The organism is Bradyrhizobium sp. 22 (genome assembly GCF_000482425.1).
GTDB classification, from domain to species: domain Bacteria; phylum Pseudomonadota; class Alphaproteobacteria; order Rhizobiales; family Xanthobacteraceae; genus Bradyrhizobium; species Bradyrhizobium japonicum_B.
In genome coordinates, this window is record NZ_KI519399.1 from 2,988,033 (window position 1) to 3,011,373 (window position 23,341).

General features: G+C 64.6%; 22 protein-coding genes. 15 read left to right on the forward strand and 7 right to left on the reverse strand.

The annotated features are described in order from the left end of the window. Positions 1-21 precede the first annotated feature (21 nt). The 5 genes from K410_RS0115395 to K410_RS0115415 are packed head-to-tail and all read left to right on the forward strand — an operon-like array spanning position 22 to position 4,159. A complete protein-coding gene (locus K410_RS0115395; protein WP_028135718.1) occupies positions 22-906 on the forward strand; it encodes an amidohydrolase family protein in 885 nt (294 codons plus the stop codon). A gap of 51 nt (positions 907-957) precedes the next feature. Beyond that, complete coding sequence (locus K410_RS0115400; protein WP_028135719.1) at positions 958-1,671, forward strand: PIG-L deacetylase family protein; 714 nt, start codon at positions 958-960, stop codon at positions 1,669-1,671. Then, positions 1,668-2,351: a 4-carboxy-4-hydroxy-2-oxoadipate aldolase/oxaloacetate decarboxylase gene (locus K410_RS0115405; protein ID WP_028135720.1), complete on the forward strand. Its 684-nt coding sequence runs from the start codon at positions 1,668-1,670 to the stop codon at positions 2,349-2,351. The genes K410_RS0115400 and K410_RS0115405 overlap by 4 nt, the downstream gene beginning before the upstream one ends. Before the next feature lie 24 nt (positions 2,352-2,375). Next, a complete protein-coding gene (locus tag K410_RS0115410; protein WP_028135721.1) occupies positions 2,376-3,245 on the forward strand; it encodes a substrate-binding domain-containing protein in 870 nt (289 codons plus the stop codon). Continuing rightward, complete coding sequence (locus K410_RS0115415; RefSeq protein ID WP_028135722.1) at positions 3,245-4,159, forward strand: DUF1932 domain-containing protein; 915 nt, start codon at positions 3,245-3,247, stop codon at positions 4,157-4,159. Before K410_RS0115410 ends, K410_RS0115415 begins: the two co-directional genes overlap by 1 nt. Positions 4,160-4,175: 16 nt before the next feature. On the opposite strand, the gene K410_RS0115420 is transcribed toward K410_RS0115415, so the two are convergent. Together K410_RS0115420 and K410_RS0115425 are read right to left on the reverse strand one after the other, a co-directional pair. Next, entirely contained in the window at positions 4,176-4,496 is a 321-nt protein-coding gene (locus K410_RS0115420) for a hypothetical protein (RefSeq protein WP_028135723.1), read from the reverse strand. Positions 4,497-4,686: 190 nt separating this feature from the next. Continuing rightward, positions 4,687-5,943 carry an amidohydrolase family protein gene (locus K410_RS0115425; protein WP_028135724.1) on the reverse strand — a complete coding sequence of 419 codons (1,257 nt, stop codon included), beginning with the start codon at positions 5,941-5,943 and terminating at the stop codon, positions 4,687-4,689. A 144-nt stretch (positions 5,944-6,087) separates the two neighbouring features. On the opposite strand from K410_RS0115425, the gene K410_RS0115430 reads away from it, so the two are divergent. After that, entirely contained in the window at positions 6,088-6,507 is a 420-nt protein-coding gene (locus K410_RS0115430) for a nuclear transport factor 2 family protein (RefSeq protein WP_028135725.1), read from the forward strand. A gap of 132 nt (positions 6,508-6,639) precedes the next feature. Then, positions 6,640-7,548 carry an amino acid ABC transporter substrate-binding protein gene (locus tag K410_RS0115435; protein WP_028135726.1) on the forward strand — a complete coding sequence of 303 codons (909 nt, stop codon included), beginning with the start codon at positions 6,640-6,642 and terminating at the stop codon, positions 7,546-7,548. Positions 7,549-7,569: 21 nt separating this feature from the next. On the opposite strand, the gene K410_RS0115440 is transcribed toward K410_RS0115435, so the two are convergent. Next, positions 7,570-8,781: an acyl-CoA dehydrogenase family protein gene (locus K410_RS0115440; protein WP_028135727.1), complete on the reverse strand. Its 1,212-nt coding sequence runs from the start codon at positions 8,779-8,781 to the stop codon at positions 7,570-7,572. Between the two features lie 30 nt (positions 8,782-8,811). Next, positions 8,812-10,437, reverse strand: coding sequence for a long-chain fatty acid--CoA ligase (locus K410_RS0115445; protein WP_028135728.1), 1,626 nt, complete (start codon positions 10,435-10,437; stop codon positions 8,812-8,814). A 177-nt stretch (positions 10,438-10,614) separates the two neighbouring features. Here K410_RS0115445 and K410_RS0115450 point away from each other — a divergent pair, with 177 nt between their 5' ends. From K410_RS0115450 to K410_RS0115480, 5 genes are all read left to right on the forward strand, one after another. After that, positions 10,615-12,468, forward strand: coding sequence for a flavin-containing monooxygenase (locus K410_RS0115450; RefSeq protein ID WP_028135729.1), 1,854 nt, complete (start codon positions 10,615-10,617; stop codon positions 12,466-12,468). A 35-nt stretch (positions 12,469-12,503) separates the two neighbouring features. Continuing rightward, entirely contained in the window at positions 12,504-13,322 is an 819-nt protein-coding gene (locus K410_RS0115455) for a lytic murein transglycosylase (RefSeq protein ID WP_028135730.1), read from the forward strand. A 110-nt stretch (positions 13,323-13,432) separates the two neighbouring features. After that, a complete protein-coding gene (locus K410_RS0115460) occupies positions 13,433-13,654 on the forward strand; it encodes a hypothetical protein (RefSeq protein ID WP_028135731.1) in 222 nt (73 codons plus the stop codon). A gap of 12 nt (positions 13,655-13,666) precedes the next feature. Beyond that, positions 13,667-14,089: a hypothetical protein gene (locus K410_RS0115465; protein ID WP_028135732.1), complete on the forward strand. Its 423-nt coding sequence runs from the start codon at positions 13,667-13,669 to the stop codon at positions 14,087-14,089. 428 nt (positions 14,090-14,517) lie between these two features. After that, positions 14,518-15,015: a hypothetical protein gene (locus K410_RS0115480; RefSeq protein WP_028135733.1), complete on the forward strand. Its 498-nt coding sequence runs from the start codon at positions 14,518-14,520 to the stop codon at positions 15,013-15,015. 43 nt (positions 15,016-15,058) lie between these two features. On the opposite strand, the gene K410_RS0115485 is transcribed toward K410_RS0115480, so the two are convergent. Then, entirely contained in the window at positions 15,059-18,247 is a 3,189-nt protein-coding gene (locus K410_RS0115485) for an efflux RND transporter permease subunit (protein ID WP_028135734.1), read from the reverse strand. Between the two features lie 161 nt (positions 18,248-18,408). Then, on the reverse strand, positions 18,409-19,650 hold the full coding sequence (locus K410_RS0115490) for an efflux RND transporter periplasmic adaptor subunit (RefSeq protein WP_028135735.1): 1,242 nt from the start codon (positions 19,648-19,650) through the stop codon (positions 18,409-18,411). A gap of 199 nt (positions 19,651-19,849) precedes the next feature. On the opposite strand from K410_RS0115490, the gene K410_RS0115495 reads away from it, so the two are divergent. After that, positions 19,850-20,455 (forward strand): TetR/AcrR family transcriptional regulator, encoded by a 606-nt coding sequence (locus K410_RS0115495; RefSeq protein ID WP_028135736.1) that lies wholly within the window; start codon positions 19,850-19,852, stop codon positions 20,453-20,455. Between the two features lie 84 nt (positions 20,456-20,539). Continuing rightward, positions 20,540-21,445: a ribonuclease Z gene (rnz, locus tag K410_RS0115500; RefSeq protein WP_028135737.1), complete on the forward strand. Its 906-nt coding sequence runs from the start codon at positions 20,540-20,542 to the stop codon at positions 21,443-21,445. Between the two features lie 17 nt (positions 21,446-21,462). Here the strand turns inward: rnz and K410_RS0115505 are convergent, their stop codons facing one another. After that, complete coding sequence (locus tag K410_RS0115505; protein ID WP_028135738.1) at positions 21,463-22,296, reverse strand: IclR family transcriptional regulator; 834 nt, start codon at positions 22,294-22,296, stop codon at positions 21,463-21,465. A 124-nt stretch (positions 22,297-22,420) separates the two neighbouring features. Here K410_RS0115505 and K410_RS0115510 point away from each other — a divergent pair, with 124 nt between their 5' ends. Beyond that, positions 22,421-23,341 carry a dihydrodipicolinate synthase family protein gene (locus tag K410_RS0115510; protein WP_028135739.1) on the forward strand — a complete coding sequence of 307 codons (921 nt, stop codon included), beginning with the start codon at positions 22,421-22,423 and terminating at the stop codon, positions 23,339-23,341.

A 23,341-nucleotide genomic window follows, 5' to 3' on the forward strand; every position in this document is an offset into this window, starting at 1 on the left:
TCGCTTCGGCGGGCTCACCTGATGACGATGATGTACACGCCGACCATTCCGCCGCCCGATCCGAACACGCGCACGCCGAAGTTCAAGCTGCCGAAGCTGGCTTGCGACGCGCATTGCCACATCTTCGGGCCCGGCGCGAAATATCCTTATGCGTCGGATCGGTCCTACACGCCGCCGGACGCGCCGCTGGAGGATTTTCGCGTGCTGCATGCCAAGCTCGGTGTCGAGCGCGCGGTCATCGTCAATGCCAGCGTGCACGGCACTGACAATACGGTCGCGCTCGATGCGATCGCTGCGAGCAACGGTGCCTATCGCGCGGTCGCCAATATCGACGACACCATCACCGAGCGCGGGCTTCACGTGCTGCACGAGGGCGGCTTTCGCGGCTGCCGCTTCAATTTCGTCCGCCATCTCGGCGGCGTGCCCGATAAGGGCGTGTTCGACCGCGTCATTGCCATGGTCGCGCCGCTCGGCTGGCACATCGACCTGCATTTCGACGCGATCGACCTGCCGGATTATGCCGATATGCTGGCAAGGCTGCCGCTGAGTTACACGATCGACCATATGGGGCGGGTGAAGGCCGCCGAGGGGCTCGACCAGCTTCCGTTCAGGATCCTGATCGAGCTGATGCAGCGTGACGAGAAATGCTGGGTCAAGATCTGCGGCTCCGAGCGGGTGTCCTCGGCCGGTCCGCCGTTTACCGATGCGGTACCGTTCGCACGAAAGATCGTCGAGACCGCGCCCGATCGCGTCATCTGGGGCACGGACTGGCCGCATCCCAACGTCAAGGCGATGCCGAACGACGGAGACCTCGTCGATCTGATCCCGCTGTTCGCGCCGGAGCCGGAGTTTCAACAGAAGATCCTCGTCGACAATCCCGCGCGCCTGTTCGGGTTCGACCGATGACCGGGCGCCGATCAATTTGATGCCTACAAACGAAAGAAGGGAGTTCGTCCCATGAAGACAGGTCTCGTGGTCACCGCCCATCCCGGCGATTTCGTCTGGCGCGCCGGCGGCGCTATCGCGCTGCATGCGAAGAAGGGCTATCGCATGAAGATCGTCTGCCTGTCCTTTGGCGAGCGCGGCGAGAGCCAGTTCGCCTGGAAGGAGAAGGGCGCGACGCTGGAATCGGTCAAAGCGGGGCGCAAGGACGAGGCGGAGCGCGCGGCGAAGCTGCTGGGCGCCGAGATCGAGTTCTTCGACTGCGGCGACTATCCACTGAAGCTCACCGAGGCGCACTTCGACCGCATGGTCGACATCTACCGCGAGCTCAATCCGAGCTTCGTGCTGACGCATGCGTTGGAAGATCCGTACAATTTCGATCATCCCAACGCGGCGCATTTCGCACAGGAGACCCGTGTGGTCGCGCAGGCGATGGGCCACAAGCCCGGCGCGCAGTACAAGTATGCGGCACCGCCGGTGTTCCTGTTCGAGCCGCATCAGCCCGAGCAGTGCAACTACAAGCCCGACCTGCTGCTGAGGATCGACGAGGTCTGGAAGGAGAAATACGAAGCGTTCCAGATCCTGGCCGCGCAGAAGCATCTGTGGGGCTATTACGAGCGTGTCGCGCTCAACCGCGGCATCCAGGGCAGCCGCAACACCGGCGTGCCCATGACCTATGGCGAGGCCTATCAGCGCCTGTTCCCGACGGTTGCAGAGGAGCTGGCATGAAGCCGGTCGTCGTTCGCAACATCAAGCGAGCCGACCCTGCCGGCATGGCCGAGTATGGTGTCTCGACCGTGCATGAGGCCTACGGCCGCCTCGGCCTGATGAAGCCATACTTGCGGCCCGTCTGGCCCGGCGCGGCGATTGCCGGTCCCGCGGTCACCGTGCTGGCGCAACCCGGCGACAATTGGATGATCCATGTCGCCGTCGAGCAGTGCAAGAAGGGCGACATCCTCGTCGTCGGCTGCACCACGGACAATACCGACGGCATGTTCGGCGAGCTGCTGGCGACCTCGCTGCAGGCGCGCGGCGTGCAAGGGCTGATCATCGATGCCGGCTGCCGCGACGTCAAAGCGCTGCACGAGATGGAATTTCCGGTCTGGTCGCGCGCGGTCTCGGCCAAGGGCACGGTCAAGGCGACGCTCGGCTCGGTCAACGTTCCCGTGGTCTGTGCCGGCGTCAACGTCGATCCCGGCGACATCGTCGTCGCTGACGACGACGGCGTCGTGGTGGTGCCGAAGCGCTACGCCTCGGAGGTCGCCGACAAGGCGAGAAAGCGCAACTCGGACGAGGGCGGCAAGCGTAAGCGGCTTGCCTCCGGCGAGCTTGGCCTTGACATGTACAACATGCGCGAGGCACTGGCGAAGGCCGGGCTCGTCTACGTCGATAATCCCGAGGACGTCTAGGGCGAACACAAGCGGAGCAGGCGGATGGATCGTCTCAAGCTGAAGGCCGTGCTCGGCAACCACCGCCATGTGCAGGCGGTCAAGAGCGGCGAGCTCCGCTCCGACCAGTTCGATCTCGACTTCATCGAGTACACACCGACCAACACCGCGTTCAAGCCGATGGTGCGCGAGCAGGCCTTCGACGTCTGCGAGATGGCGATCGTCACCTATCTGATGGCGAAGGCGCACGGCAGGCCGCTGGTGCTGCTGCCGGCGACCATGCTCGGCCGCTTCCAGCATTCCTACGCGCTCTACGATTCCGCACGTGGATCGCTCGGGCCGTCCGATCTCGAAGGCAAGCGCGTCGGCATCCGCTCGTTCACCACGACGACAGGCGCCTGGATCAGGGGCATCCTCGCCAACGACTACGGCGTCAATCTCGACAGGATCCGCTGGATTACCTTCGAGGATCCGCACGTCGCCGAGTATGTCGACACCACCGAGCGCGCGCCCAAAGACAAGAAGATCCTGCAGATGCTGCTCGACGGCGAGCTCGATGCCGTGCTTGGTGAGACCTCCGACGATCCCCGGCTCAAGTCTCTATTTCCTGATCCTGCCGCCGAGGCCGCCAGATGGTACGCCCGGCGCGGCGTCGTTCCGGTCAATCATCTCGTGGTGGTGACTGAGAAGCTGGCGAAATCGCGTCCTGACGTGGTCGCGGGCCTCTATGATCTGCTCAAGCGGAACAAGGAACAGATGAGGCCTGCGGCAGAACCCGATCTCGTGCCGTTCGGGATCGAGGCCAACAGGAGGCCGCTCGAGCTGATCGTCGACTACGCCTTCCAGCAGTCGCTGATCCCGCGCCGCTATGCGATCGAGGAGCTGTTCGACGAGACGACACGAGGATTGAACTGATGGCGGATCCGAAGCGCTGGCAGATCGGGCTGATCGGTTATGGCGAGGTCGGGCGGATCCTGGCCGAGGATTTGCGCCGGCAGGATATCAAGGTGTCAACCTACGACATCAAGCTCGGAAGCGAGCAGGGCGCCTCGCTGCAGCAGCATGCGGCAAAATTCGGTGTGGCGCTCGCGGCTTCGCACGCCGAGTTGGCTGCGAAATCCGACTTCATCATCTCCGCCGTCACTGCCAGCCAGGCCGTGCCGGTGGCGAAGGCCTGTGCCGTCGCGCTCAACCAGGGCACCTGGTTCCTCGATTTCAATTCGGCCTCTCCCGGCGCCAAGCAGCGCGCGGCGGCCCTGATCGACGGTGGAGGCGGCCGCTACGTCGAGGGCGCGGTGATGACCTCGGTGCCGCCCTATCGCATCAAGGTGCCGCTGCTGCTCGGCGGCCCCGGCGCGAGGGAGATCGAGCCGCTTCTGAATGCGATCGGCTTTGCGGCCAAGATTGCGAGCGACGAGCTCGGCGTGTCCTCCGCGGTGAAGATGTGCCGCAGCATCATGATCAAGGGCCTCGAGGCCATGGTCATCGAGAGCTTCACCACCGCGCGCGCCTATGGGGTCGAGGACGCGGTGCTGGCCTCGCTCGCGGAGACGTTTCCCGGAATCAACTGGGAGAAGCAGGGCGCCTATTGCTTCCAGCGCGTGATCGAGCACGGCCGCCGGCGTGCCGAAGAGGTGCGGGAGGTCGCCGAGACCGTGCGCGAGGCGGGGCTGACACCATGGTCCGCGCAGGGCACTGCCGAACGGCAGGCGTGGATGGCCGATCTCGCCGACGAAGGGGTGTTCGGCGCCAGGGGCACCAAGGAGTTCGCCCGCAGCGCCGATTGGCGGACCGAGGCAGACCGGATCTTGGCGAAGATCGGGTGCTGAGGCCGAACGCCTGCGTTCAGCTCAACGCCCTGCGGCCGTCGCGATAGTTCGAGATTTCGTCACGAGCATGCTCGATCGCATCGACCAAGCTCTTGGCCTTGCGGACAACCTGCTCCTTGGCGGGCGCGGTGCGGAACTCCGAGACGATCATGCGGATGCACTTGTCGGCGGTCTCGAGCGTCCAGAGCGCGCGGGTCATGTCGTCCTGTGTGTGGATCGTGGAGATATCGAGGCTCGACAGGACTTCGCCGATTCCGTTGAGTCGCTTGACGGCGGTTTCCGCAGGGCTGTTGGCCCGAATGGAGCGATAATCGAGGCTACTGAAAGCGTTGAACATGGACAGACTTCCCCACTGAACCCGGATGGTTCAGAGCGCCCCCTTAGTATGATCCGGATGACCTCTTGTTCAATGCGCACAGCTACGGTCCGGGATTCTACCGGACTCGGATTTGGGGTGAGATCGGCCGTGAAACCAGCGCGAACGGCCTATATCCGGCTCCGTGTCCCGACGATTCTACCATTGGTGTTCAACTGAAAGGGGTCCAGGTTCCGGGCCGGAACAAGGTGGGCCGCTGCCGCTGAAAGGTCTGCCGGCCGCGCTTGAAGCCCATCACGACATCAGGCAGCTCGGCGATGGCGAAGCGGCTATCTTTCGTATCGAGGACGATGAGATCGGCGGGATTTCCGACCTTGATGCCGTAATCTGCAAGGTTCATCAGCCGGGCCGGCTGTTCGGTCACGAGATCGAGGCAGGTGTCGAAATCGGTCACCGCGACGTGCGCGACATTGGCGTAGAAGTTCGCCATCCGCAGCAGCGAGGCGTCGCCGAATGGCGTGAAGGGATTGAGTACGTTGTTGGTCGCAACCGAGCACACCACGCCATTGCCCGCGAGCTTGTGGGCGAGCGTCAGTCCGCGCGGCGCGTTGTGGGTGACCTCGCGGCCCATCAGATAGAGATCTGTCGCGGGCAGCACGGTGACGGCGACGCCGGCTCTTGCCAGCTGCGCGGTGGCAGCCTTCATCCGATCCGGCGGCAGGGCCGAGAGTTTTGTCGCATGGCCGATCACGACCCGTCCGTGATAGTTGCGCCGCTCGGTCTGCCGGCAGACTTCGTCGAGATGCCACCAGGAGGGATCGAGATCGAAATCCAGGTGAAGGTCGACGTCGACGTCGAATTCCCGCGCGAGATCGAAGATGCGTTCGAGATGCGCGTTCGGATCGGTGTCGGTATAGGGACAGCCGCCGATCACGTCACCGCCGTCGCGCAAGGACTGGATCAGCAGGTCCTCAGCTCCGGGATCGTTGGTCAGGCCTTCCTGCGGGAACACGCAGAGCGACAGGTCGATGGCCCAGGCGTAATCGCGTTTCAGCGCCTTCACCGCTTCGAAGCTCCGCAGGCCGATCCGTGGATCGATCTCGACATGCGTGCGCATCCGCGTCGTGCCGTGCACGATCGCGCGCTCCAGCACCTTGGCGCCGCGGGCGTAGACGTCCTCGACCGTGAAGTCGCGTTTCATCGCCGACACCGCCCGGATGGCGTCGCCGAGACTGGCGTGTTCGTGCCCGCAGCGGTCGAGCAGGCAGGCCTTGTCGAGGTGGATGTGGGTATCGACGAAGCCGGGCAAAGCCAGATGCCCGCCGAGATCGACGTCGAGCGTTTCGCAGGCCAGCTGTGACTCGATCGCGGCGATGCGGCCGCCATTCACGCCGATATCGACGGGTGCGGCCGACGATCGCAACAGCGCGTTGCGGAAGATCAGGTCGAAGGCGGGTTGGGTGATCATGGCTCTTGCGGACGGAATTTAGAGCAAGCGGCCGGGATCGGCGGCTCCAGATTGTCGGCAGTGTAGCGAGGCAAATGTCCAAAATATATGCATGGATCTTGTGCGAGTGGCGGTACTATTCCGCAAGTTCCGGGAGACCCAGCCATGTCCGTCGCCGTCAAAACCGAAGCCGCTCCATTGCCCGACGTCGCAATCGTGGAGGCCTATCTCACGGCATCGATGATCCCGGATCCGGATGCTGCGGCGGCCTATATGGCGCCGGGCACGGTTATCACCTTCACCGGCGGAAACACGTTCGATCATCCGCGCGGCCCGACCGCCTTCAACGCCAAGCGCTACCGCTGGGTCAAGAAGAAGATGGACCGGTTCGACGTCTGCCCCGGCGACGGCGAAACGGTGGTTTACAGCGTCGGCACGCTCTACGGCGAGTGGAAGGACGGGACCCCCTTCGAGGGCAACCGTTACGTCGATCGTTTCGTGGTGCGCGGCGGCAAGATCATCAAGATGGATGTCTGGAACGACAGCGCCGAGCGCATCCTGATCCGGCACGGCATCGACGCGTAAGAGCCGTCTCGCGTATTGAAAGCCGGGATAGCTGATAGGCGCAAGCGAGGCTGGCGGCCGGTGCGCGCCTGCGCTATCAACGCGCTCGATTGCGCCCGGCAAGGAGGCGCGAGACCCCTTGAGGAGCAGCCGATGCGTCTACCTACCGTTATTCTGGCCCTGACATGTCTTGCGAGTGCCGCCTCGGCCGAGGACCTCACGGGCACGCTCCAGAAGATCAAGGAGACGAAGAAGATCACGCTGGGCTATCAGGAGGCCTCGGTCCCGTTCAGCTATCTGGACGGCAACCAGAAGCCGGTCGGCTTTGCCATGGACATCTGCCTCAGGATCGTCGATGCCGTGAAGAAGCAGCTGGGCATGCCCGACATCGCCGTCGACACGCTCGCCGTGACCTCGTCGAACCGGATCCCGTTGATGGTCAACGGCACGCTCGATCTGCACTGCTCGGCGACCACGAACAACGCCGATCGCCAGAAGCAGGTCGCCTTCACCAACACGCATTTCCTCAGCGCGACGCGGTTCGCCGCCAAGAAGGCCGCGAAGATCAACACCATAGACGATCTCAAGGGCAAGGCGGTCACGGCCGTCGCCGGCTCGGTCAACCTGACGCAGCTCGCCAAGGTCAACACCGAACGCAATCTCGGCCTCAACGTGATGCCGGCGAAGGACCAGGCGGAGGCTTTCCTGTTGCTGGAAACCGACCGCGCCCAGGCCTATGCGCTCGATGACGTGCAGCTGGCGGTTGCGATCGCGCGCTCCAAGGAGCCGCAAGCCTACATGATCAGCGAGGAGGCGTTCTCGAAGCCGGAGCCTTACGGCATCATGCTGCGGCGGGAGGATGCGCCTTTCAAGGCACTCGCCGATCGGGCGACGGCGGAGCTCTACGCCAGCCCTGAGATCGAGGTGCTCTACAAGAAGTGGCTGCAATCGCCGACGCCGCCGAACGGCCTCAATTACAACGTCCCGATGTCGTCCGCCTTGCGCAACGCTTTCAAGAAGCCGAGCTCCAGCGCCGATCCCGACGTCTATGTGGTCAACTGAGGCGAGGGAAGAGCGCCGTTCCTACGCGTTCGAATATTTCCTCAGCTCCAGCCGCGCGATCTGGTTGCGATGAACCTCATCCGGTCCATCGGCCAGACGCAGCAAGCGTGCGGTCGCATAGGCGTGCGTCAAGCCGAAATCGTTCGAGGTGCCGCCGCCGCCATGGGCCTGGATCGCCCAGTCGATGATCTGGCAGGCCATGTTGGGCACGGCGACCTTGATCATCGCGATCTCGGCTTTCGCCACCTTGTTGCCGACCGTGTCCATGGCAGAAGCGGCGTTGAGCGTCAGCAGCCGGGCCTGCTCGATCATGATGCGGGCCTCCGCAATGCGCTCCTGCGTCACCGTCTGCTCCGAGACCGGCTTGCCGAAAGCGACGCGGCTGCGCACGCGGCGGCACATCTTCTCCAGCGTGCGCTCGGCGAGGCCAATCAGCCGCATGCAGTGGTGGATGCGGCCGGGACCGAGGCGTCCCTGCGCGATCTCGAAGCCGCGGCCCTCGCCGAGCAGCATGTTTTCCCGCGGCACACGCACATTGGTGAAGACGACCTCGGAGGCGCGGTCGGGCACGCCGTAGAAGCCAAACACGGGAAGGGGACGCTTGACCTCGATGCCGGGCGTATCCATCGGCACCAGAATCATGGACTGCTGCTTGTGGCGGTCGGGATTGTCAGGGTCGGTCTTGCCCATGAAGATGCAGATCTTGCAGCGCGGGTCGGTTGCGTTGGTCGTGTACCATTTGCGCCCGTTGATGACGTAGTGGTCGCCGTCGCGCACGATCGAGCTTTCGATGTTGGTCGCGTCCGATGAGGCGACCGCTGGCTCGGTCATGGCGAAGCAGGAGCGGATCTCGCCCGCGAGCAACGGCTTCAGCCAGCGCTCCTTGTCCTTCTCGCTGCCATAGCGCTCCAGCACCTCCATGTTGCCGGTGTCGGGCGCCGAGCAGTTGAACACCTCGGGCGCAAGATGCGAGCGGCCCATCACCTCGCAGAGCGGGGCATAGTCGAGATTGGAAAGACCCGCGCCATGGCTTGATTCCGGCAGGAACAGATTCCAGAGGCCCTCCGCGCGCGCCAGCGGCTTCAATTCTTCGACGACCGGATAGACCTTCCACGGCCCGAGTTCCTCGGCCTCACGATAGAAGCGCTCCTCGTTCGGATAGATGTGCCGGTCCATGAAGCTCTCGAGCTTGCGCTTGAGCTCGACGACCTTTGGCGACATCGGGTACAGCATCTCTGGTCTCCTTGATCGAAGGCGGGCGGCTCACGCAACCCGGTACTCTTTGAATCTATCGCGCAGCGCCGACTTTAGCACCTTGCCGGTCCCCGTCATCGGAAACTCGTCGAGGAATTCGACGGCGTCCGGCATCCACCAGCTTGCGATCTTCGGACGCATATGGTCGAGCAGCGACTTGCCGTCGACGCTCGCGCCTTTCTTGCGGACGACGAGGAGCAGGGGACGCTCCTGCCATTTCTCATGGTGGATCGCGACCACCGCGGCTTGGAGCACATCGGGATGCGACAGTGCGACATCCTCAAGCTGGATCGATGAGATCCATTCGCCGCCGGATTTGATCACGTCCTTGGAGCGGTCGGTCAGCGTGACGTGGCCTTGAGGGTCGATCACCGCCATGTCGCCGGTGATCAGCCAGCCGTCGCGGTCGAGACCTTCGTCCAGCTTCATGTAGCCGGAGGCGACCCAGGGGCCGCGGGCGCGCAGATGTCCGACCGTCTTGCCGTCGCGCGGCAGCTCGTTTCCGGCGTCATCGACGATGCGAAGAGAGGTGCCGAAGCAGGCACGGCCGGACACCTGGCGGCGGTCGAATTTCTCCTTCTCGCTGAGGTGCTCCGAGCCCGGCCGCAGGCCCGGCATCGAGCAGCCCAGGGCCTCGGTCATGCCCCAGGCCTGGATGTAGTCGATGCCGTAGTCGCGCTTCAGTTTCTCGACCATCGCGCGCGGCGGGGCGGAGCCAGACGACAACGTTGCGCGCAGGGTCGAGAACCCGTTGCCGGTACGCCCGAGCCAGTCGAGCAGGATCAGCCAGAAGCTCGGCACGCCGGCCGACAGCGTCACCTTCTCGCCTTCGAGCAGTTCATAGAGCTTGTCGGGCTCGTAGTTGCGGCCGGGCAGCACCAGCTTGGAGCCGGTATAAGGCGCGGTGAATGGCATGTTCCAGCCGTTGCCGTGGAACAGCGGCGCCATCGGCATCATCACCTCGCGCACGCCCTCGACATGTCCCGGCAGGAAGTCGAAATTGCAGCAGGTCATGGTCTGCAGGATCGCGGCGCGGTGCGAATAGATCACGCCCTTGGGATTGCCCGTCGTGCCCGAGGTGTAGCAGATCGTCGAGGCTGACTTCTCGTCGAACTCTGGCCAGGCGAAGCCGGCGTCGTTCTCGCGCGCCAGAAGCTCCTCGTAGCAATGCACGTTCTCTAGCTTCGTCTCCGGCATCCGCTCGCGCGAGGACATCACGACGTAACCCTCGACTGTCTCGAGCTGCGGCGCGATCGCTTCGACCAGCGGCAGCGTGGCGCGGTCGACGAACAGCAGGCGGTCTTCGGCGTGGTTGATGATGTAGACGAGCTGCTCGGGAAACAGCCTGGGATTGACGGTGTGCAGCACGTAGCCCATGCCCGGCGCGGCGTAGAACATCTCGAAATGCCGATGGGTGTTCCAGGCCAGCGTGCCGACGCGGTCGCCTTGCTTCATGCCGAGCCGCTTCAACGCCAGCGCCATGCGCTTGATGCGCGGATGTGCGTCCGCATAGGTGTAGCGATGAATGTCGCCCTCGATCTCGCGTGCGACGATCTCGGCTTCGCCGTGATAATCGGCGGCGTACTGGATCAGGCCGCTGATCAGAAGCGGCATGTCCATCATCAATCCCTGCATGGTCTCCTCCGGAAGCCACGTCGTTGCGCGGCGTACGCTTGTGATTTGCGCGCGAGGTTAGCGGAACGTCTCGCGACGTTCACGCAAAAAGCATTGGACGCGATTGCATGCCTCACTTTTTCGGGGCTAACGTAAGGCGAGCTGCCGGCGAAGCAGCGCTCTACTTGGAGGACGTGCATGGCAGCGGAAAGACACAAGACCGGTGCAGCCGGCGAGCCTACCGTCGACATCGCGACTCTTCGTGTGCGCTATCGCGAGGAGCGCGATCGCCGTTTGCGTGCCGAAGGCAAGGCTCAATATGTCGAGGTGGCAGGCGGCTTCAGTCGCTACCTCGACGATCCCTGGGCCGATCCCGGTTTTGCGCGCGCACCTGTCACTGAAGAGACCGAGGTGGTGGTGGTCGGCGGCGGCTTCGGCGGGCTGCTCTGTGGCGCGCGTTTGCGCGAGGCCGGCATCGATGGTTTCCGCATCGTGGAAAAGGCTGCCGATTTCGGCGGCACCTGGTACTGGAATCGTTATCCTGGAGCTGCCTGCGATACCGAGAGCTACATCTACCTGCCGCTCCTGGAAGAGACTGGCTACATGCCGGTGCGCAAATACGCCCGGGCGCCGGAGATCTACGAGCACTCCCGCCGCATCGGCCGTCATTTCGGTCTCTACGAGCGCGCGCTGTTTCAGACCGTCATCTCCCGCATGGTGTGGCGGGAGGAGGAGGCGCGTTGGCTGGTCGAGACCGATCGGTGCGATCAGATCCGCGCACGCTTCGTCATTCTCGCCGGAGGCCCGCTCAGCCGCCCCAAGTTGCCGGGCATTCCCGGCATCGAGAGCTTCAAGGGCCACAGCTTCCACACCAGCCGTTGGGACTACGACTACACCGGCGGCAGTGCTGATGGCGGTCTGACCGGGCTTGCCGACAAGCGCGTCGGCATCATCGGCACCGGCGCCACCGCGGTGCAATGCGTGCCGCATCTCGGGCGTTCGGCGAAGGAGCTCAATGTGTTTCAGCGCACGCCGTCCGCGATCGGCGTGCGCGACGACCGGCCGACGGATCCGCGCTGGGCAGAAAGCCTGAAGGCGGGCTGGCAGCGCGAGCGCATGGACAATTTCACCGCCGTGATCTCAGGCGAGCCGTTCGAGCGGGATCTGGTGCAGGACGGCTGGACCGGCCTGCTCGGCGAGATCCTGCTCGCGCCGCGCCGACAGCCGCAACCCGTCACCTCGATGGAGGAGGCGTTGAAGGTCATCGAGCAGGCCGACTACCGCAAGATGGAGGAGATCCGCGCCCGGGTCGACGCGGTCGTCAAGGACAAGGCGACGGCGGAGGCGCTCAAGCCCTGGTACAAGGCGTTCTGCAAGCGGCCATGCTTCCACGACGAATATCTCGACACTTTCAATCGTCCCAACGTTCATCTCGTCGACACCAAAGGGCAGGGTGTCGATCGGATCACCGAGAATGCCGTCGTGGCCGGCGGCAAGGCTTATGAGCTCGACTGCCTGATCTACGCCAGCGGCTTCGAGGTCGGCACCGATTACGCCCGCCGCATGGGTTTTGAGGTCTATGGCCGCGACGGCATGAGCCTGTCCGATCGCTGGCGCGATGGCGTCAAGACCATGCACGGCTTCTACAGCCGCGGCTTTCCGAACTGCTTCCTGATCGTCACGGTGCAGGCCGGCCAGAGCGCGAACTTCCCGCACATCATCGACGAGCAGTCGCGGCACATTGCCTATGTCATCGATCAGGCGCGCAAGCGCGGCGCCAGAACGCTGGAGCCGACGCTCGCCGCCGAGGATGCCTGGGTCGACGAGGTCGTCAAGGCCGCGATCGGCCGGCAGACCTATCTCGCCGAATGCACGCCCGGCTACTACAACAATGAAGGCGTGTTCGATCCGATCGCGGCAAGAAACAGCCAATATTGGCGCGGGCCGGTGGCGTTCCTGCGGCTGCTCGACAAATGGCGGAAGGAAGGCAATCTGGCGGGTCTGGAATTGACCTATGATCGCACCATGGAGTCGGCGCCTTTGACGGGGTAAGATTGCCGATCGGTACAGGACGGGAGACGGCGGGTATGATCAGGGGCAGGGCTGTTGCGGGGGCGATTTTTGGCGCGATGGCGCTGTTTGGTTGTCTGGCGCCCGCCGCCGAGGCGGCCACTTGCGGCAACGGGCCCGGCGGGTTCGAGGCCTGGAAGCGCGAGTTCAGCGCGGAGGCGCAAGGCAAGGGCATCGGTCAGACCGCGCTCTCGGCCCTGATGCAGACCAACTACGCCAGCGCCACCATCGCGGCCGACCGTGGCCAGCGCAGTTTTTCACTGACGCTCGACCAGTTCCTCGCCAAGCGCGGCGCCACCACCATCGTCGCCAAGGGGCGGCAGCTCAAGCAGTCGCAGGCCGCCTTGTTCGCCTCCATCCAGCAGCGCTATGGCGTCCCGCCTGGACCCTTGATCGCGATCTGGGGCATGGAGACCGGTTTCGGCAGCCAGCGCGGCAACCAGAACATGCTGTCGTCGATCGCGACCCTTGCCTATGATTGCCGCCGTCCCGAATTCTTCACCGACCAGCTCTACGCCGCGCTGAAGCTGATCGACCGCGGCACGTTGTCGGGGGCAACCCGCGGCTCCATGCACGGGGAGGTCGGCCAGACCCAGTTCATGCCCAAGAGCATCCTGGCCTATGGCACCGGCAATCTCGAAGTGGCCGCCAACGCGCTGAACTCGACGGCGAATTTCCTGAAGGCTCATGGCTGGCGCGCGGGAGCCGGGTACCAGCCCGGCGAGCCGAATTTCGCCGCGATCGAGGCGTGGAATGCCGCCGGCGTCTACCAAAAGGCGATCGCCTTGATGGGCCGGCAAATCGACGAGGGCGGAGCGGCGGCCGCCTCGCGGTGACCAGTTCAGCAAGGCGTGATGCGCCGGCGCGAGAAAATTGTTGCCATCAGGAACAGACGGCACGAGGTTTGCTTTGATCAGATTCAGGGGTGGGCATGAGGAGACTCAACATGGCAACCCAGATCGTGATGGACCAGACGGGCGATACACGCCACGAGTTTGATCCTGGCAATGCCGAAGCGCTGGCGCGAGCCGAACGGCGCTTTCGGGAGCTGACCGGGGCCGGTTTCACCGCCGCCCTGCGAACCGGACCTGGCGAGGTTACCCGCATCAAATCGTTCGACCCGACCGCGCAGGAAACGCTATTCTATCCCCGTCTGGTCGGCGGTTGATCTGAGCTGCACATGATCGCGGCAGTTTGGCTCCGCGCGCCGGCGCGTGCGCGTTTGCATGCGCTGCGTGAACTCTATCGGCGGTTCTTCGGCGAGAACACGCCGGATGCTCGTGGCCGCCGGCTTCTGGCCGAATGGTTGACGCCGGCGCAGCGCGCACAGTTCGAAGCGCACCGGTATTTCGACGTCGTCGGCTGTGACACCGGCAAGACATACCGCATCCACTACGGCACGGCCGCCAATGTCCACGAGATCGACGAGGCCGGGCATGCGACGATGGGCTGGTGCTTCGTCCCGTCAGGCTTTCTCGTCCCGGGCGACGTGATGCTGGCTCAGAAGATCGGGCTCGAAACGGACGAGAAGGGCACCTTGGCGCTCGCCAACCGCTTTCCACCGGCAACGCATTCAGAGCACTTCTACCGGCGACCATTCTAGTGCCGGAGAAGCGAGCCGGTCATGAATGCGTGGTGCGGTAGGCATCCAGCGCATGCGCTGCGAAAACGCCGACGCTGCAAAGGGCCAGAAGGGCGGAGATCAACTCGATCATAACTCGTCCTCCTGTAGCGGCTGGGCGACGAGGTTCTGACAGCAGGAATATTCGTAGATCAGGTCGAGAAGGAATTGCATGGTGGCCGTCCCTGTACTTGTTTTGACAACCACTTAACCGGCGATCTGTTTCAGGGATGTTTCGTCGCGTCAGGAATGCGGTTTCGCGGGGAACCCGGAGGGCGGGTTTGTGCGCTGCGGCCGCACCAAATGCCGGAGCCGAACAAGGATGAAGGCACCCTTGCGGCCGGCGCGGACCCTTGCGGCTCGCCCACGGAGGTGGTCATCTCGGCGCGGGGAATGCGCTGGAGGCTGACATGACACGATTCTTTCGCGCCGTTTTGCTGACCGCGAGCGTCCTTGGGGCAGGGCCGGCGCTGGCGCAGAAATCCAAGGTCGGTGACTGGACCATCGAAAAGCGGACGCAGGACACCCATTGCAATGCGAGCCGGGGCTACAAGGACAAGGACGACGAGAATCGCGACTACGTCATCGTGATCACCTATTCCGAGAAGACGATCGTGATCGTGATGATCTATGACGGCTGGGAATGGGAGACGGCCGGCGAGATCCTTCGGGCCGATGTCGGCACTGACGATGCGGACATCATGAAGAAGGCGAAGTGGGAGGTCATGGACAGGACCACCGTGCGCGGCATCTTCGAGTACGACCAGTCGATGATGGACCGCCTGTCGAAGGCCAAGCGCCTCACGCTCGACTTCGAAGACGATGACGACGACAGCATCGAGATGCAGACACCGCGCGCCGGCGAAGCGCTGGCCGCGTTGAAGTTCTGCGAGGAGAATCGGAAGTAAGCGATGCGAGCTTGGTCCCGCCGCGGGCGTGCCGCGGCGGAACTCACTCTGCAGGCCCATGAACAGGCGCCGCGCTAGTGTCGCTGCCGTGATGCGTCAGCGGCTTCATGCCGGTGATGGTCCGCAGCAGCACGTAGAACACCGGCGTCAGGAACAGGCCGAACACGGTGACGCCGATCATGCCGGAGAACACGGCAACGCCCATCGCGCGGCGCATCTCCGAGCCGGCGCCGGTCGAGAGCACCAGCGGCAGCACGCCCATGATGAACGCCATCGACGTCATCAGGATCGGACGAAGCCGCAACCGGCTCGCCTCGATCGCGGCCCGGATCGGCGTGCGGCCCGCGAATTCGAGCTCCCGCGCGAATTCGACGATCAGGATCGCGTTCTTGGCGGAGAGGCCGACCAGCACGATCAAGCCGATCTGGGTGAAGACGTTGTTGTCGCCCTTGGAGATCCAGACGCCGAACATCGCTGCCAGGAGGCCCATCGGCACGATCATGATGATCGAGAGCGGCAGGGTCAGGCTCTCATAGAGCGCGGCCAGCACCAGGAACACCAGCAGGATCGCCAGCGGGAACACCCAGATGCCGGAGTTGCCGGCGATGAACTCCTGATAGGTCAAGTCGGTCCATTCGAAGGCGAAGCCGGGCGGCAGCACCTCGGCCGCGATCCGCATCGCCGCCTCCTGGGCCTGACCCGAGGAGAAGCCGGGCGCGGCCGCCGCATTGATGTCGGATGACAGGAAGCCGTTGTAGCGGATCGCGCGCTCCGGCCCCGCGCTCTGACGGATCGTGAGCAGGGCCGACAACGGCACCATGTCGCCCGATGACGAGCGCACCTTCAACTGCCTGATGTCGTCGGCACGCGCACGGAACGGCGCGTCGGCCTGCACGCGGACGGAATAGGTGCGACCGAACTTGTTGAAGTCGTTGACGTAGTAGGAACCGAGGTAGATCTGGAGCGTGTTGAACACCTCCGTCACGGGCACGCCCAGCTGGAGCGCCTTGGTGCGATCGATATCGGCGAACAGCTGCGGCACGCTGACCTGAAAGCTGGAGAACACGCCGGCGATCTCCGGCGCCTTCTGCATCGCGGCCATGAAGGCGTTTGTCGCGTCGTTGAGGGCCTCGTAGCCAAGGCCCGCACGGTCCTCGATCTGCAGCTTGAACCCGCCGATGGTGCCGAGGCCGTTGACGGGTGGCGGCGGGAACATGGCGATGAAGGCTTCCTGGATGCCGGCATATTTCTTGTTTAGCTCGGCAGCGATGGCATTCCCACTCAGCGCGGGGTCCTTGCGCTCGTCGAACGGCTTCAGCGTCGAGAACACGATGCCGGCATTGGACGAGTTGGTGAAGCCGGAGATTGAGAGCCCCGGGAAAGCGACCGAACTCTCGACTCCAGGCTGTGTCAGCGCGATGTCGCTCATCTTGCGGATCACTTCTTCGCTGCGGTCGAGCGCGGCGCCATCGGGCAGGCGGGCGAAGCCGACGAGGTACTGCTTGTCCTGCCCCGGCACGAAGCCGCCCGGCACCTGCTGGAACAGGAGCGCGGTGAGGCCGACCAGCACGGCGTAAAGACCCATCACCGCGGCCTTGCCCGAGATCACCCGGGTGACGCTGCTGCCGTAGTTCTCCGAGGAGCGTGTGAAGGCCTTGTTGAAGCCGCGGAAGAACCAGCCGAGGCTCTTTTCCATGATCAGCGTCAGCCGGTCCTTCGGCTCGTTGTGCCCCTTGAGCAGCAGCGCGGACAGCGCCGGCGACAGCGTCAGCGAGTTGACGGCGGAGATCACGGTCGAGATCGCGATCGTCAATGCGAACTGCTTGTAGAACTGCCCGGTGAGGCCGGAGATGAAGGCGAGCGGCACGAACACCGCGATCAGCACCATCGCGATGGCGATGATCGGTCCCGACACCTCGCGCATCGCCTGATAGGTGGCATCGCGCGGCGATAGCCCGGACTCGATGTTGCGCTCGACGTTCTCGACCACGACGATGGCGTCGTCGACGACGATGCCGATCGCGAGCACGAGACCGAACAGGCTGAGCGCGTTGATGGAGAAGCCGAACACGTGCATCACCGCAAAGGTGCCGACGATCGACACCGGCACCGCCAGCAGCGGGATGATCGAGGCGCGCCAGGTCTGCAGGAACAGGATCACGACCAGTACCACCAGCGCGATCGCTTCCAGCAGCGTATGGATCACCGCCTCGATCGAGGAGCGCACGAACTGGGTGGGGTCGTAGACGATCTGGTAAGACACGCCTTCCGGCATGTTCTTCTTGATCTCGGCCATGGTGGCGCGGACGTTGTCCGAAATCTGCAGCGCGTTGGAGCCGGGCGCCTGGAAGATCGGAAGCGCCACCGCCTGCTTGTTGTCGAGTAGCGAACGCAGGCCGTATTCGGATGCCCCCAGCTCGATGCGTGCGACGTCGCGCAGGCGCACGACTTCGCCGCGCGTGCCCGTCTTGACCACGATGTCGCCGAACTGCTCCTCGTTCGAGAGCCGGCCTTCTGCGTTGACGGAGAGCTGCAGGTCGATCCCCTTGACGTTCGGGGAGGAGCCGACCACGCCGGCGGCGGCCTCGACGTTCTGGGCCTGGATCGCCCGCACGATATCGCTGGCGGTCAGGCCGTGCTCGGCGGCCTTCTGCGGATCGACCCAGACCCGCATCGAATAGTCGCCGGCGCCATAGAGCTGCACGTCGCCGACGCCGTCGATCCGCGCAAGCCGGTCCTTGACGTTGAGCACCGCGTAATTGCGCAGATACGTCATGTCGTAGCGGCCGTTCGGCGACAGAAGATGCACGACCATGGTGAGGTCGGGCGATGACTTTTTGGTGATGATGCCGAGCTGGCGCACTACGGCCGGCAGGCGCGGCTCGGCCTGCTGCACGCGATTCTGCACCAGCTGCGTCGCCTTGTCGGGGTCGGTGCCGAGCCGGAACGTCACCGTCAGCGTCATCGCGCCGTCGGTGGTCGCCTGGCTCGACATGTAGAGCATGTTCTCGACGCCGTTGATCTGTTCCTCGATCGGCGTCGCCACCGTTTCCGCAATCACCTTGGGATTGGCGCCGGGATAGGTCGCGCGCACCACGACGGAGGGCGGTACCACGTCGGGATATTCCGAGATCGGCATCGCGAACAGCGAGATCAAGCCGGCAAGGAAGATCAGGACCGACAGCACGCCGGCGAAAATCGGACGATCGATGAAGAACTTTGAAAGATTCATGGTCTTGCCCCTGGGCAATATCTTGGTCGTCCCCCGAACAACTCCGCAGTCATTCCGGGGCGCGCAAAGCGCGCGCCCGGAATCCAGAGGTGATGTGATCGGAGTTCATAGGCTCGAGATCCCGGGTTCGCGCGATGCGCGCCCCGGGATGACGGCGTGCACTAACGCTGCACCACGTCCTGGTTGCTGTGGTTGGAGGCCTGCTGTGCTCGCGAGCCCATGGCGGCAACCTCCGTTTTGAGAAGGCCGCCGGGACGCACGCGCTGCAGGCCGTTGACGACGATACGGTCGCCCGGCTTCAAGCCCGAAGTGACGACGCGAAGTCCGTCCACGGCGCCGCCGAGCGTGACCGGCCGGTACACTGCGCGGCTGTCATCGCCGACGGCCATCACGAACTTCTTGTCCTGGTCGGTGCCGATCGCGCGCTCGTCGATCATCACCAGCGCCTGCTGCTTCGGTTGGCCCATGCGCACGCGCGCGAACTGGCCGGGCATGAGACGGCCATCCTCGTTCCGGAACACCGCCCGGACCCGGATCGTGCCGCTCTGGCCGTTGACCTGGTTGTCGATGAGCTGGATGTGCCCTTTCGCCGAGAGGCCGCCGGAGGTCGTCATCTCCACGGGGATCTGGTCGAGCTTGCCGCGCTGGCCGGAGGCGTCCGCGATCGAGTTCAGCGCCCGCAGCACGACCTCTTCATCCGCATCGAACGAGGCGTAGATCGGATTGACCGAGACCAGCGAGGTCAGCACCGGGGAGGCGGTGCCGGCGGCAACGAGATTGCCGACGGTGACCTCGATCTTGCCGACGCGGCCGTCCACCGGCGCGCGCACCTCGGTGTAATCGAGATTGAGTTTTGCGGTCTGGAGCGTCGCCTCGGCCGCCTTCACATTGGCGATCGCTTCGCGGTTGGCGTTCTCGCGTTGGTCGAAATCGCGCCGCGTCACCACGGCGTTGCCGACGAGCTGTGCGCCGCGTTCGACCTCGCCGGTGGTGAACACCATGCGTGCCTTCGCCGCCTCGAGCTGGGCGTTGGCCTTGTCGACCTCGGCAGCATAGGGCGCCGGGTCGATCTTGAACAGGACGTCGCCGGCCTTCACCAGCGCGCCTTCGGTGAAGTTGGCGGAGAGAATTGCGCCCGCAACGCGCGGGCGCAGCTCGACGCGGTGGATGGCCTCGAGCCGGCCGGAGAAATCGTCCCACAGCACGGTCTGCTTCGGTTCGATCAGCGCGACGGTGACGGGCACCGGCTGCTCGGCCGCGGCGGCTGTTGCTGTCGCCTGGGCGGCGTGGAAGTAGCGGCCGGTCGCGATCGAGCCGGCGGCGGCGAGGACGCCCACGACGGCGACGCCACCGAGAAGACGGCGAAAACGGCCGGCGGAAGACGTTTCTTGGGAGGGGGGCATTTGCGCGCTCCAGATATGTAGTGTTCACTACAGATGTGGAGCTGGATACCGCAGCGCAAGATACTTATGTACCGGTCACTAAGAAAAATGTACGCCGATACCGCGACAATTGGAAGACACAAGAAAAAGAAAGCCAGAACAAATAGATAGGAACTGGCGTTAGGCTGATACGGTCCGCCGCTTCCGAGGAGACAGGCACATGCGCATGGGACGCCCCCGCGAATTCGACGCCGAAGCGGCGTTGGACCAGGCGATGGAAGTGTTTTGGCGCCATGGCTATGAGGGCGCTACCATCGCCCAACTCACCGAGGCCATGGGCATCAATCCGCCAAGTCTCTACGCCTGCTTCGGCAACAAGGAGGGCCTGCTGAAGGCTGCGCTCGACCGCTACACGCAGCTGCGCAATATCTGGATGGACGAGGTGGTCGCGGCCCCCACCGCCCGCGACGTCGCCGAGCGGATGCTGATAGGCATTGCCGACAAGCAGACCGATCCCGCCAATCCGCCCGGCTGCCTGCTGGTGCAAGGCGGCGTCGCCTGCGGCTCCGGCTCCGAGAGCGTCCCCTTCGAGCTCGCCGCGCGCCGCGCTCAGAACGAGGACCAGCTGCGCGAGCGCTTCATCCGCGCCAAGGTTGAAGGCGATCTGAAGCCGACGGCCGATCCCGCAGCCCTCGCGCGCTACGTCTCGGCGGTGGCCGTCGGCATGGGCGTGATGGCGTCCTCCGGTGCCGACCGTGAAGCGCTGCGGCAGGTGGCTGAGGTCGCCGTGCAGGCAGTCGAAGCGCAGTCGACCGCCAAGACGTAATCGACCATCATCACGGCGCGGACTGCTTCTCGGACAGCGACGGCGCCGTCGCGGCGAGGACGGGCGCTGGACACACGGACGACGATGTTTGCCCTCACATTCCTCGGCACCTCGGCAAGCGTTCCCTCCGCCGAACGCAATCATCCGGCTCTCCTCGTCGAGGCCGCGGGCAAGCGTGTCCTGGTCGATTGCGGCGAGGGAACGCAGCGCCAGTTGTTGAGGAGCGGCTCGGGCTTTCGGCGGCTCGACCGCGTGCTGTTGACGCATGCTCATCTCGATCACGTGCTCGGCATCCCCGGTCTGTTTTCGACACTGGGGTTGCGGCAGAGCGCTGAGGTGATGACCATTCATGGCGGGCTGGGCACGCTCGACAGCGTCATCCGAATGCTCGCCGGGTTATGGGGTGCGGGCAGGGCGCCGATCGCGGTCGAGTTCGTGGCGCTGTCCGAAGGAGAGGTCGTCGACGCCGGCGATTTCACCATCGGTTGCTTTCCGGTTCGTCACCGCGACTCCGACAGTTTTGGATTTACCTTCCAGAGCCCCTCGCGCCGCCATCTTCAGCCGGACCGGCTCGCGGCGCTGGGCGTACCCGACGGTCCCTTGCGCGGCGAGTTGGCCGCAGGTCGGGCGGTCGTGACCGAGGGTGATCGCAAGGTCGATCCGGAGGATGTTCTGGGGCCGCCGAGTGGCGGCAAGAAGCTCGTGGTGATCGGCGACACCGAAACCACCGAGGGATTGTCGCAATACGTCGCCGGCGCCGATATGCTGGTGATCGAGGCGACCTTCCTCGAGCGCGACGCCGCAACTGCGCGGGATTACGGCCATCTGACCGCGGCGGAAGCGGCCGCACTCGCGGCCGCCAGCAACGTCCGCCAGCTCGTGCTGACCCATCTGTCCGGACGATACGAGGACGACGAGATCCTGGCCGAGGCGGCGCGGATCTTTCCGAACACCCGGATCGCCGCCGATTTCGATCACATCGTGATCTAAAGCGCGCCGGCCGGCGCTCAGCTCGTCAATCCCGACTTGATCGCGAGATCCTGCACTTGGGCCGTCACCTGCATCAGCCTCGGCAGCGCTTGGTCGCGGAAGGCTGCCATCTCCATGCGCATCGCATCGACGGTAACGCTCAATCCTCCGATGACCAGTCCCTGCGCGTCGAAGATCGGCGTTGCCAGCGTGCGCAAGCCATAGGCGTTCTCGCCGTCGGAGACGGCGTGGCCTTTCTTCTTCACCTGGTCGAGCCGGGCGAGCAGGGCATCGAGATCGGTCAGGGTCCGCTCCGACAGTTTGACGCGCGGGCGCGATTCCAGCCGCGCGATCTGCTCCTCGCGCGACAGATGGGCCAGCATGACGTGGCCGAGCGCGGCGCTGTAGGCGGGAATGCGCGTGCCGGGCCGGCGGTCCATCTTGTGGCGGTCAAGGCCCGCGCCGACCCGCGCGAGATAGACGACGTCGCCGCTGTCGAGGATGCCGAGCGAGGCGGCATCGCCGACATCAGGCACGAGCTCGCGCAGCAGCGGCTCGGCGATCGGCCGCAACGATCCGCGCGACAGCACGGTGTAGCCGAGGTCGAGACAGGCAATCCCGAGGCGGAACCGCCGGCTCTGCGGAACGGCCTGGAGATACCCGAGCTCGACCAGGGTCTGGATCAGGCGAAACGCGGTCCCGCGATCGAGACCGGCAGTTGCGGCAATCTCGCTCAGGGTCAGCTCGAAATGCTCGCTGCTGAAGCTGCGGAGCACGGCAAAGGCCTTCCCGACGGAAGCAACATGGTTCTTTGGATTTTTCGGGAGCGAGTCCGATTTGCGCTCGGTGGCCTTCTTCTCGGCGTTGGCCATGCTCGAATACCTTGCCAATGGCAGCCATCGCCCTTGACGTGGCGGCCGGCTGATTTTACGACAGGTCACGCTAATAACAAATGTTCGCATTCCGAACAATGCTGATTTGACGATCGGAGGAAGCTTGTCGACACCATCGCTGCACCCCCGTGGCGTGTTCTCCGCCGCGCTGACGCCGCTCGATGCCGAGCTCGCCCCCGATCACGCGCGCTTCGTCGCGCATTGCCGCCATCTTCTCGATGAAGGCTGCGACGGCATCGCGCTGCTGGGTACGACAGGGGAGGCGAACTCCTTCTCCATCGCCGAACGCACGGCTCTGCTCGAGGCGGTGGTGGCGGCCGGAATCGCTCCGCAACATCTTCTGCCGGGCACCGGTGTTGCCGCACTCAGCGAGACCATCGCCCTGACACGGCACGCGCTCTCGGTCGGCGTCGATACCGTCGTGATGCTGCCGCCGTTCTACTACAAGGGCGTCAGCGACGACGGCATCTACGCCTCCTATAGCGAGATCGTGCAGCGCATCGGCGATGCCAGGCTCAAGGTCGTGCTCTATCACATCCCGCAGATGTCGGCGCAGCCGATCTCTCATGCGCTGATCGAGCGGCTGCGTGCGGCTTATCCGGCGACGTTCGTGGGGATCAAGGATTCCTCGGGCGACTTCGCCAACATGACCGCGATGGTCGACCGCTTCCCGGGCTTTTCGGTCCTGGTCGGAGCCGATCCCTTGCTGCTGCCGCTGCTGCGCAAGGGCGGCGCGGGCTGCATCACAGCGACCTCCAATCTGGTCGCGCGCGATCTGGCCTATGTCTACAAGCATTTTCGCGACAGCGACGACGACGCGGCGCTCCAGGCGGCGCAGGCGCGCATCGTGAAAGCGCGCGAGCTGGTCTCGCGCTTCCCGCAGATGGCGTCGCTGAAGACGCTGGTGGCCGAGCGCACCGGCCATGCCGGATGGCAGCGTTTGCGGCCGCCGCTGGAATCCTTGCCGTCGGCTCAGGCGAAGGAGCTGCTCGCAACGGCCGCTGCATTCGCAGCCGCCGCTTAA